Annotated in this window: 5 protein-coding genes; all 5 read left to right on the forward strand. The window is 36.6% G+C overall.

Annotation, left to right across the window (positions count from 1 at the left end; genetic code table 11):
- Positions 1-3 precede the first annotated feature (3 nt).
- The 5 genes from rplL (at position 4) to fusA (ending at position 12,222) form a co-directional block, all read left to right on the forward strand.
- Entirely contained in the window at positions 4-381 is a 378-nt protein-coding gene (rplL, locus tag JJQ98_RS01310; RefSeq protein ID WP_005021366.1) for a 50S ribosomal protein L7/L12, read from the forward strand.
- 75 nt (positions 382-456) lie between these two features.
- Complete coding sequence (locus JJQ98_RS01315) at positions 457-9,102, forward strand: DNA-directed RNA polymerase subunit beta/beta' (RefSeq protein ID WP_174499460.1); 8,646 nt, start codon at positions 457-459, stop codon at positions 9,100-9,102.
- 95 nt (positions 9,103-9,197) lie between these two features.
- The gene (gene rpsL, locus JJQ98_RS01320) at positions 9,198-9,587 is read left to right on the forward strand and encodes a 30S ribosomal protein S12 (protein WP_005021361.1); all 390 of its coding nucleotides are present in this window, start codon (positions 9,198-9,200) and stop codon (positions 9,585-9,587) included.
- A gap of 12 nt (positions 9,588-9,599) precedes the next feature.
- A complete protein-coding gene (rpsG, locus tag JJQ98_RS01325; RefSeq protein ID WP_005021354.1) occupies positions 9,600-10,067 on the forward strand; it encodes a 30S ribosomal protein S7 in 468 nt (155 codons plus the stop codon).
- A gap of 73 nt (positions 10,068-10,140) precedes the next feature.
- Positions 10,141-12,222, forward strand: a complete 2,082-nt coding sequence (gene fusA, locus JJQ98_RS01330) for an elongation factor G (protein WP_005021352.1) — start codon at positions 10,141-10,143, stop codon at positions 12,220-12,222.
- Positions 12,223-12,398 lie beyond the last annotated feature (176 nt).

Raw genomic sequence — 12,398 nt, forward strand, 5'->3', positions numbered from 1 at the left:
ATTATGGCAATTTCAAAAGAAGAAGTATTAGAATACATTGGTAATCTTTCTGTAATGGAACTCTCAGAGCTTGTAAAAGCATTTGAAGAGAAATTTGGTGTTTCTGCAGCTCCAACTGTTGTTGCTGGTGGTGCCGTTGCTGGTGGTGCTGCTGGTGGTGGAGAAGAAAAAACTGAGTTTGATATTATCCTTGCAGATAGCGGAGATAAGAAAATCAATGTTATCAAGGTAGTAAGAGAAGTTACAGGTCTTGGCTTGAAAGAAGCAAAAGATGCAGTTGAGAAAACTCCATTTACTGTTAAAGAAGGTGTTAAAAAAGAAGACGCTGAAGCAATTAAAGCAAAATTTGAAGAAGCTGGTGCTAAAGTCGAAATTAAATAAAGTCATAAGAGGGGAGTTTAGGCTCCCTTTCATTTTTCTTCCAAAATTCTACATTAAATAATAAAGGTAGTGATTATGCCAATAAGTTTAAAATCCGGAAATAGATTAAGAGTTGATTTTACTAAAATACCGCAAAATATAGCAGTTCCAAATTTGCTTCAATTGCAAAGAAGTAGTTATGAAGCTTTTTTGAAATCACAAGATAACAATGAATCAGGTATTGAAAAAGTTTTTAAGTCTATTTTTCCTATACATGATACACAAAATCGTATTAGTCTTGAATATGCAGGTTGTGAATATGGAAAGCCGCGTTATACGGTAAGAGAAGCTATGGAAAGGGGTTTGACTTATTCGATTCCTTTGAAAATCAAAATCCGTTTAGTGCTTTGGGAGAGAGATGAAAAGACGGGTGAAAAACTTGGCGTCAAGGATATTAAAGAGCAAAATATTTTTGTAAGAGAAATCCCATTAATGACAGATAGGACAAGTTTTATTATTAATGGAGTTGAAAGAGTTGTTGTAAATCAACTTCATAGAAGCCCGGGAGTTATTTTTAAAGAAGAAGAATCTTCAACAGCTTCTAATAAGCTTGTTTATACAGGGCAAATTATCCCTGATAGAGGCTCTTGGCTGTATTTTGAATATGATGCCAAAGATACCCTTTTTGTGCGTGTCAATAAAAGAAGAAAAATTCCTGTTACAATTCTTTTTAGAGCATTAGGGTACTCAAAGCAAGATATTTTAAAAATGTTCTATCCGCTTTTGACAATTAAACATAAATCTGGAAAATACTTCATTCCATTTGATCCAGAAGAATTTATAGGGCGTGTAGATTTTGATATTAGAGATACAAAAGGGAAATTGATTCTTGCAGCAGGGAAACGCTTGACTGCAAAAAAGGCAAAAGCATTAAAAGAAGAAAAGCTTAATATGATTGAATATCCAATTGATATTTTGGCAAATCGTTATCTTGCAGAACCTATCATTGATAAAGAGAGTGGCGAGATTCTTTTTGATGCTTTGACTTTGATGGATGATTCAAAGCTTAAGAAATTAGCAGAGCTTGGCATTAATGAGTTTGTAATTGCAAATGACTTAGCAAGTGGCGTGGATTCTTCTGTGATTAATGCTTTTATTGCCGATGCAGAATCTCTCAAGCTTCTTAAGCAAACTGAAAAAATTGATAATGAAAATGATTTGGCAACAATCCGTATTTATAAAGTAATGCGACCAGGAGAGCCTGTAACAAAAGAAGCGGCTAAGCAATTTGTGCAACAGCTATTCTTTGACCCAGAGCGTTATGATTTGACGCGAGTAGGGCGTATGAAGATGAATCATAAGCTTGATATTTCCGTGCCAGATTATGTGACTGTTCTTACTCATGAAGATATTATTAAAACCGTGCGTTATCTTATCCATGTAAAAAATGGACAAGGTAGAATCGATGATAGGGATCACTTAGGGAATCGTAGAATCCGTGCTATTGGGGAGCTTTTGGCAAATGAACTTCATTTGGGATTAGTAAAAATGCAAAAAGCGATTCGCGATAAGCTCTCAACAATTAGTAGCGGTTTAGAGGAGCTTATGCCACATGATTTGATTAATTCCAAAATGATTACAGGAACGATTTTGGAATTTTTTACCGGTGGGCAACTTTCTCAATTTATGGATCAAACAAATCCACTTTCTGAAGTTACACACAAAAGAAGATTATCTGCACTTGGAGAAGGCGGTTTGGTAAAAGAGCGAGCAGGCTTTGAAGTGCGTGATGTGCATCCAACGCATTATGGAAGAATCTGTCCTATTGAAACTCCAGAGGGGCAAAATATCGGGTTGATTAATACCTTATCTACTTATGCGAAGGTAAATGAGTTGGGCTTTATTGAAGCACCTTATAGAAAGGTTGTGGATAAAAAAGTTACAGATGAGATTGTATATTTAACTGCCACTCAAGAAGAAGGGGCTGTAATTGCTCCTGCAAGCACTGTTTTGACTAATGATAATGTAATCAAAGAAGATATTATTGAAGTGCGTAAAGATGGTGAAATTATCCTTATGGAATCTTCTAAGGTAGAATTAATTGATCTTAGTCCAAGAATGGTGGTAGGTGTTGCTGCTAGTTTGATTCCATTTTTGGAGCACGATGATGCAAACCGTGCTTTGATGGGTTCAAATATGCAACGCCAAGCTGTTCCTTTATTGTGCCCTGATGCACCTGTGGTTGGAACAGGGATTGAAAAAATTGTATCAAGGGATTCTTGGGAGAGTGTAAAAGCAACGCGTGGCGGTGTTGTTGAAAAAGTAGATGCTAAGAATATTTATATTTTGGGTGAAGATGAAAATGGTGCATTCATTGATCATTATTCCCTTCAAAAGAATCTAAGGACTAACCAAAATACTTCTTTTTCCCAAAAACCGATTGTCAAAGCTGGTGATGTAGTGCAAGCTGGTGATGTAATCGCAGATGGTCCAAATATGGATAAAGGAGAGCTTGCATTAGGAAAGAATATTCGTGTAGCCTTTATGCCATGGAATGGTTATAATTTTGAAGATGCTATTGTTGTGAGTGAAAAGCTTATTTGCAATGATGCTTTTACTTCAATCCACATTTATGAAAAAGAGATTGAAGCAAGGGAACTCAAACATGGTGTAGAGGAAATCACAAGAGATATTCCAAATATTCGTGAAGAAGAATTAGCTCATCTTGATGAGAGTGGAATCGTCAAAATCGGGACTTATGTTACAGGTGGAATGATATTAGTAGGGAAAGCTTCTCCAAAAGGTGAAGTAAAGCCAACCCCAGAAGAGAGATTATTAAGAGCAATCTTTGGTGAAAAAGCGGGGCATGTTGTAAATAAATCTTTGTATTGTCCTCCAAGTTTAGAAGGGACAGTAGTAGATGTTAAAATTTTTACAAAAAAAGGTTATGACAAAGATAAGCGTGCTATCGTCGCTTATGAGGAAGAAAAGGCTCGTTTGGATTTAGAGCATCACGATAAACTTTTAATGCTTGATAGAGAAGAAAGCTTAAGGATTGGTTCTATTCTTTCTAAAGAAAAACTTGCAAGCAATGTAAAAATAGGCGATAAAGAATACAAAAAAGGAAGTGTAATTCCAAAAGAAGATTTAGAAAATGTAAATCGCTTTGTAATGGGAACAATTATTAAGGGATATTCAAAAGAGATACAAAGCAAATATGACGCACTCAAAGCTAATTTCTTAGAACAAAAGAAGAATCTCAGTCAAGAGCATGAAGAAAAGCTTTCTATTATTGAAAAAGATGATATTTTGCCAAGTGGTGTTGTCAAACTTGTCAAGATTTATGTGGCAACAAAACGCAAATTAAAAGTCGGCGATAAAATGGCAGGGCGACATGGTAATAAAGGGATTGTGTCTAATATTGTCCCAGAAGTCGATATGCCTTATACTAAAGATGGGCGTCCAGTAGAAATTGTATTAAATCCTCTAGGGGTGCCTAGTCGTATGAATATTGGGCAAATTTTGGAAGTCCATTTGGGGTTAGTAGGGAAGAATCTAGGCGAACAAATCTCTCTTGTATTTGAAGAGGAAAAAGGTAAGTGGATTGGCAAATTAAGAGATAAAATGCAAGAAATTGCAGAAACTTCAGGAATGAAAGAGATTAAAACTTTCTTGAATTCTTTGAGTGATGAGGATTTGCTAACTTATGCACGAGATTGGAGCAAGGGTGTAAAATTTGCTACCCCTGTTTTTGAAGGCGTTAATGCAAAAGAATTTGAAAAACTCTTTGCATTGGCTAAAATTGATTCAGATGGTAAGACAGAACTATATGATGGTAGAACCGGTGAAAAAATGATGGAGCGTGTGAATGTAGGGTATATGTATATGCTAAAACTTCACCATCTTGTCGATGAAAAAGTGCATGCAAGAAGTACGGGTCCATATAGTCTTGTAACACAACAACCAGTGGGTGGTAAGGCACTCTTTGGTGGTCAGAGGTTTGGAGAGATGGAAGTTTGGGCATTAGAAGCTTATGGTGCAGCCCATACTTTAAAAGAAATGCTAACTATCAAATCAGATGATGTAGAAGGGCGTGTAAAAGCTTACAAAGCCATTACTAGGGGAGAGTCTGTTAAAGAATCAGAAATACCAGAAACTTTCTATGTTTTAACTAAAGAATTGCAAAGCCTTGCATTAGATGTCAATGTATTTGCAAAGAATAAGGAAGGGGTGAATGAACCAATCCTTATTAAAGAAGATAATCGTCCAAGCGATTTTAATGCATTTCAGCTTTTGCTTGCAAGTCCAGAAAAGATTCGCAGTTGGAGTCATGGAGAGGTTAAAAAGCCAGAAACAATTAACTATCGCACATTAAAGCCAGAGCGTGATGGATTGTTTTGTGCCAAAATCTTTGGTCCAGTAAGAGATTATGAATGCCTTTGCGGAAAATACAAAAAAATGCGTTACAAAGGCATAGTGTGTGAAAAATGTGGAGTGGAAGTTACAAGCTCCAAAGTTCGTCGTTCAAGAATGGGACATATCGAGCTAGTAACCCCAGTAGCTCATATTTGGTATGTTAATTCACTTCCAAGCAGAATTGGAACATTGCTTGGTGTAAAAATGAAAGATTTAGAGCGTGTATTGTATTATGAAGCTTATATTGTCAAGCAACCCGGAGAGGCTTTTTATGATAATGAAGGAACAAAACCGGTTGCAAAATATGATGTGCTCAATGAAGAGCAATACCAAAATCTTTCTCAAAGATTCGAGCATACAGGTTTTGTTGCGCAAATGGGTGGAGAGGCTGTCAAAGAATTGCTAGAAGGGATTGATTTGGTGGATTTGATTGCCGAGCTAAAAGAAGCAATTAAAACAACTAATTCAGAAGCCAAAAAGAAAACTATTATTAAGCGTTTAAAAGTGGTAGAAAGTTTCGTGGTTTCTGGTGGGCAAAATCGTCCAGAGTGGATGATGCTTACTGTTCTTCCTGTGTTGCCACCAGATTTGCGTCCTTTGGTTGCACTTGATGGTGGAAAATTTGCAGTAAGTGATGTCAATGACTTGTACCGAAGGGTAATTAACAGAAATCAAAGATTAAAGAGATTAATTGAGCTTGATGCACCAGAGATTATTGTAAGAAACGAAAAGAGAATGTTGCAAGAAGCGGTAGATGCACTTTTTGATAATGGTAGAAATGCAAATGCTGTAAAAGGTGCTAATAAGCGTCCATTGAAATCTCTTTCTGAAATTATTAAAGGTAAGCAAGGGCGATTCCGCCAAAACTTACTTGGAAAGCGTGTGGATTTCTCAGGAAGAAGCGTTATTGTTGTTGGTCCAAATTTGAGAATGGATCAATGTGGATTGCCTAAAAATATGGCTTTAGAATTATTTAAACCACATATTTTATCTAAGCTTGAAGAGAAAGGTTATGCAACAACTCTCAAACAAGCCAAAAAAATGATAGAACGCAAAAGCAGTGAAATATGGGAATGTTTGCAAGAGATTGTAGAAGATTATCCAGTAATGTTGAATCGTGCGCCGACTTTGCATAAGCAATCTATTCAAGCTTTCCATCCTAAGCTTATTGATGGAAAGGCGATTCAATTGCATCCATTAGTTTGTGCTGCATTTAATGCAGACTTTGATGGTGACCAAATGGCAGTGCATGTTCCGCTTTCTCAAGAGGCAATTACAGAATGCAAGCTATTAATGCTTAGTTCTATGAATATTTTGCTTCCTGCAAGTGGTAAGGCTGTCACTGTTCCTAGTCAAGATATGGTTTTGGGGCTTTATTATCTTTCTTTGGAAAAAGACAATTCCAAAGGAGAGCATAAACTCTTCTCTAATATTGATCAAATTCATATTGCACTAGAAGCAGGGGTGGTCGAAATTAGCTCCAAAGTAAGAGTGTATGTGGAAGATAGGATTGTTAATACAACAATTGGTAGAATGATTCTAAAATCCATTTTGCCTGATTTTGTTCCGATGCATTTGTGGAATAAGGTATTGAAGAAAAAAGATATTGCAACCTTGATTGACTATGTGTATAAAGAAGGCGGAGTTGGGATTACTGCTAGCTTCCTTGATAACTTAAAAAATTTAGGTTTCAAATATGCAACCAAAGCCGGTATTTCTATTTCTGCAGATGATATTATTGTCCCAAGCAATAAAAACAAAGTCATTGAGGGTGCAAAGAAAAAAGTAAAAGATATTCAAGCGCAATTTGGAGCGGGCTTATTGACAGAGCAAGAGCGTTATAATAAGATTATTGACGTTTGGACAGATACCAATAATGCTTTGGGTAATGAAATGATGAAGCTTATTGAAAATGATAAGGCTGGATTCAACTCCATTTATATGATGGCAGATTCTGGAGCAAGAGGTAGTGCAGGGCAGATTCGACAGCTTTCTGCAATGCGTGGTTTGATGGCAAAGCCTGATGGAACGATTATTGAGACGCCTATTACTTCAAACTTCAAAGAAGGTTTGAATGTGTTAGAATATTTTATTTCAACACATGGTGCAAGAAAAGGTTTGGCAGATACCGCGCTTAAAACTGCAAATGCAGGTTATTTGACAAGAAAACTCATCGATGTAAGTCAAAATGTGAAGATTGTAATGGATGATTGTGGCACTAATGAGGGAGTTGAAATTACAGATATTACTATTGGTAGCGAACTCATTGAATCTTTGGATGAAAGAATCTTTGGGCGTGTTATAGCAGAAAACATTATCGACCCAATCACTAATGAAGTTCTTATTAGTGAAGGTGTGCTTATAGATGAGGAAAAAGCTAGAAAGGTAAAAGAAGCAGGTGTAAAATCTGTCATTATCCGCACTCCTGTAACTTGTAAAGCCGAAAAAGGTGTGTGTGCTAAATGTTATGGATTAAATCTTGGAGAATCTAGAATTTCTAAGATGGGTGAGGCAGTTGGAGTTGTGGCAGCACAATCTATCGGTGAGCCCGGAACACAATTGACATTGAGGACTTTCCATATCGGTGGGACAGCGAGTAGAAGTCAAGAAGAGCGTCAAGTTGTAGCTGATAAAGAAGGATTTATTCGTTATTATAATGTCAAAACCTATAAGAATAGGGAAGGCAAGCGAATTATTTCCAATAGAAGAAATGCTGCAATCTTGCTTGTTGAACCAAAAATCAAAGCTCCATTTGAGGGAGAATTGAAAGTAGATATTGTGCATGATGAAGTGATTATCTCTGTGATTGGCAAAAAAGAAACCGCAAAATACACTTTAAGAAAAAGTGATGTGGCAAAACCAAATGAGCTAGCAGGTGTAACAGGGAAAATTGAAGGAAAATTCTATATTCCATATCCAAGTGGGCATTATGTGAGAGATGAGGGAAGTATTGTAGATATTATCAAAGATAGTTGGAATATTCCTAATCGAATCTCTTATGCAAGTGAATTAAAAGTAGAAGACAACGCACCAATTACTCAAAAAATTTATGCCAAAGAAGAAGGGATTGTGAAGTATTATTACTTGCAAGGCGATCACTTAGAGCGTTATAGGGCTTTGAAAAAAGGCGAAAAAATTACCGAAAAAGGTGTATTTGCGGTGGTTGCTGATGAGTATGATCAAGAAGCAGCGCGTCATTACATTGCTAGAGATTCTGTGATTGAAGTAGAAGACAATCAAAGGGTGACAAAAAGCACTTTGATTGCAAGCCCAGAAAATGATGAGCAAATTGTAATTGCAGATTGGGATCCTTATTCTAATCCGATTATATCAGAAGAGGCAGGAACTATTAAGTTTGAGGATATCATTCCGGGATTGACTGTTTCTGAGCAAACAGACGAATTAACAGGACAAACAAGATTGGTGGTTAATGAATATATCGCAAGTGCCTATAAGCCTACTTTGGTATTATCTACTGCTAAGGGTGGGTTGATACGCTATGCACTTGATCCTAAAACTGCAATTTTTGTTGCCGATGGTGCTCAAGTAGAAATGGCAGATATTCTAGCGAAGACTCCAAAAGCACTTGTAAAATCAAAAGATATTACAGGGGGTCTCCCAAGAGTTTCAGAGCTTTTTGAAGCAAGAAAACCAAAAGATCCTGCAGTTTTAGCGGAAATTGATGGAATTGTGAGCTTTGGCAAACCAATTAGAGGTAAAGAAAAAATTATTATTACCGCTAATGATGGAAGAGTGGCAGAATATCTCATTGACAAGTCCAAGCAAATTTTGGTGCATGATGGTGAATTTGTCCATGCAGGTGAAGCAATGACAGATGGTGTAGTAGCTAGTCAAGATATCCTACGAATCGGTGGAGAAAAAGAGCTGTATAAATACATTGTAAGTGAGGTACAACAAGTTTATCGCCGACAAGGGGTAAGCATTGCAGATAAGCATATTGAAATCATTGTTTCACAAATGCTAAGGCAAGTTCGTATCTATGATAGTGGCAACACGAAATTCATAGAAGGAGATTTGGTAAGTAAAAGACATTTTAGAGAGGAGAATGCTAGAATTATTAGAATGGGAGGAATCCCAGCAATTGCAGAGCCAGTGCTTTTGGGTATTACAAGGGCGGCTATTGGAAGCGATTCTGTGATTTCAGCAGCTTCTTTCCAAGAAACAACCAAAGTTTTGACAGAAGCAAGTATTGCAGCTAAAATTGATAATTTGGAAGATTTGAAAGAAAATATTGTATTAGGGCGTATGATACCTGTTGGAACGGGAATCTATAAGAGCAAGAAGGTTAAAATTAAGGAAAATTAAGGTTATTTAAACCTTAATTTAAGCAAAGATAAAGTGTGATTTGAATATAATCCGCTTCATTTTCTCTATTGAAATTATTTTAAGAAGGAATACAAGTGCCAACTATTAACCAGTTGATTAGAAAAGAACGAAAAAAAGTTATTAAGAAATCAAAGTCTCCAGCTTTGGTAGTTTGCCCCCAAAGAAGAGGGGTTTGTACTCGTGTTTATACAACAACGCCTAAAAAACCTAACTCTGCTTTGAGAAAAGTAGCAAAAGTTAGATTAACGAGCGGGTTTGAGGTAATTAGTTATATTCCCGGTGAAGGACATAACTTACAAGAGCACTCTATCGTGCTTATTCGTGGCGGTAGGGTAAAAGATTTACCGGGTGTTAAATACCATATTATCCGTGGTGCATTAGATACTGCAGGTGTTGCAAAAAGAACAGTTTCACGCAGTAAGTATGGTGCTAAAAAAGCTAAATCAGGCGATTCTAAAAAGTAAGTGAGGTAAAAAATGAGAAGAAGAAAAGCTCCTCAAAGAGAGGTTTTGGGCGATCCAATTTATAATAACATTGTAGTAACAAAGTTTATTAATAAAATGATGTATGATGGCAAAAAAAGCGTAGCAGAGAAAATCATCTATGCAACATTTGACAAAATTGAAGAAAAAACAAAAGAAAAAGGCATTGAAACTTTCCAAAAAGCATTAGAGAAAGTTAAGCCTTTGGTAGAAGTAAGAAGTCGTCGTGTGGGTGGGGCTACATACCAAGTTCCTGTAGAAGTGCGTCCTGCAAGACAACAATCTTTGTCAATTCGTTGGTTGCTTGATTCTGCAAGAAAAAGAAATGAAAGAACAATGATTGAGCGTTTGGCAAATGAACTTATTGATGCTGCAAATGAAAGAGGAGCAGCTTTTAAGAAAAAAGAAGATGTGCATAAAATGGCAGAGGCTAATAAAGCTTTTGCACATTATCGTTGGTAATTCCTTTAGAAGGTTTTTTCCTTCTAAAATTCCTGCATTTCTTTAGAAAATTATATTCTCAAAGGATTACAAAATGGCTAGAAAAACCCCATTAAATAGAATTAGAAATATTGGTATTGCAGCACATATTGATGCTGGTAAAACAACAACTTCTGAAAGAATCTTGTTTTATACTGGTGTAAGTCATAAAATCGGTGAAGTGCATGATGGTGCTGCAACGATGGATTGGATGGAACAAGAAAAAGAAAGAGGTATCACAATTACTTCTGCTGCGACAACTTGTTTTTGGAAAGATCATCAAATCAACCTTATTGATACTCCCGGACACGTGGATTTTACAATCGAAGTAGAAAGATCAATGCGTGTTTTGGATGGTGCTGTTGCTGTATTTTGTTCTGTTGGTGGGGTTCAACCACAAAGTGAAACTGTATGGAGACAAGCTAATAAATATGGTGTTCCACGAATTGTTTTTGTAAATAAAATGGATAGAATTGGAGCAAACTTTTATAATGTAGAATCTCAAATTGCTAACCGATTAAAAGCAAGACCAGTTCCGCTTGTAATTCCAATTGGAGCAGAAGATACTTTTAAGGGCGTAGTGGATCTTATTCAAATGAAAGCGATTGTTTGGAATGATGAATCTATGGGTGCGAAGTATGATATCGAAGAGATTCCTGCAGATTTGGTAGAAAAGGCAAATGAATATCGTGAAAAAATGGTGGAGTTTGCTGCAGAACAAGATGAAGCTTTGATGGAAAAATACCTTGGTGGTGAGGAATTAAGCACAGAGGAAATTAAAGCAGCTATTAAAAAAGGCTGTTTGGCAATGGAAATTATCCCTATGCTTTGTGGTTCTAGCTTTAAAAATAAAGGGGTTCAAACATTACTAGATGCAGTTATTGATTATTTGCCTGCTCCAACAGAAGTGGCTGATATCCGTGGTGTTGATGCAAAAGATGAAGAAAAAGAAATTAGCGTAAAATCTACAGATGATGGAGAATTTGCAGGATTGGCTTTCAAGATTATGACAGACCCATTTGTAGGGCAATTAACTTTCGTGCGTGTATATCGTGGAAGTTTAGAATCTGGAAGTTATGTGCTTAATTCTACCAAAGGCAAGAAAGAGCGTGTAGGGCGATTGCTAAAAATGCACTCCAACAAACGCGAAGATATCAAAGAAGTGTATGCAGGGGAGATTTGTGCTTTTGTTGGTTTGAAGGAAACATTGACAGGAGATACACTTTGTTCTGAAAAAGAGCCAGTGATTTTGGAGAGAATGGAATTCCCAGATCCGGTTATTTCTATTGCTGTAGAGCCAAAAACAAAAGCTGATCAAGAAAAAATGGCTTTAGCGTTGGCAAAACTTGCTGAAGAAGATCCAAGCTTTAGGGTGCATACAGATGAAGAATCTGGACAAACCATCATTTCTGGTATGGGTGAATTGCACTTAGAGATTATTGTAGATAGATTAAAAAGAGAGTTTAAAGTAGAAGCAGAAGTGGGACAACCACAAGTAGCATTCCGTGAAACTATCCGCCAAAGTGTAGAGCAAGAGTGTAAATACGCTAAACAATCTGGTGGTAGAGGGCAATATGGGCATGTCTTTATTCGCTTAGAGCCACAAGAGCCGGGCAAAGGTTATGAGTTTGTGAATAATATCTCAGGTGGTGTAATTCCTAAAGAGTATATTCCCGCAGTTGATAAAGGGATTCAAGAAGCAATGCAAAATGGTGTATTAGCTGGGTATCCTGTAGTTGATTTTAAAGTAACATTGTATGATGGTAGTTACCATGATGTGGATTCATCAGAAATGGCATTTAAAATCGCTGGTTCTATGGCTTTCAAAGATGCGTGTCGCAAAGCAGGTGCAGTATTGCTAGAACCTATGATGAAAGTAGAAGTGGAAGTCCCTGAAGAATATATGGGTGATGTAATTGGAGATTTGAATCGTAGAAGAGGGCAGATTAATTCAATGGATGATAGAATGGGATTGAAAATTGTTAATGCGTTTGTCCCATTAGCAGAGATGTTTGGCTATTCTACAGATTTGCGTTCTGCTACACAAGGGCGTGGGACTTACACAATGGAATTTGACCATTATGGTGAAGTGCCAAGCAATATTTCTAAAGAAATTATGGAAAAAAGAAATGGCTAAGCTTTTTGCTTAGCTTAAAGTTTTATTTTTACTTCATTAATACTTTTTTAAATTCTTCATTGGTTGTATTTTATACCTTTTTAAGGCATTTTGCATTACGATTTTATTTTGTTTGGCTTAAGGATTAAGCACACAGCACTTCTTAGATTCTTACTAAAGCTGTCATTGATTATTTT

Origin of the sequence: Helicobacter pullorum NCTC 12824, assembly GCF_017979475.1 — a bacterium.
Taxonomy (GTDB): Bacteria; Campylobacterota; Campylobacteria; order Campylobacterales; family Helicobacteraceae; genus Helicobacter_D; species Helicobacter_D pullorum.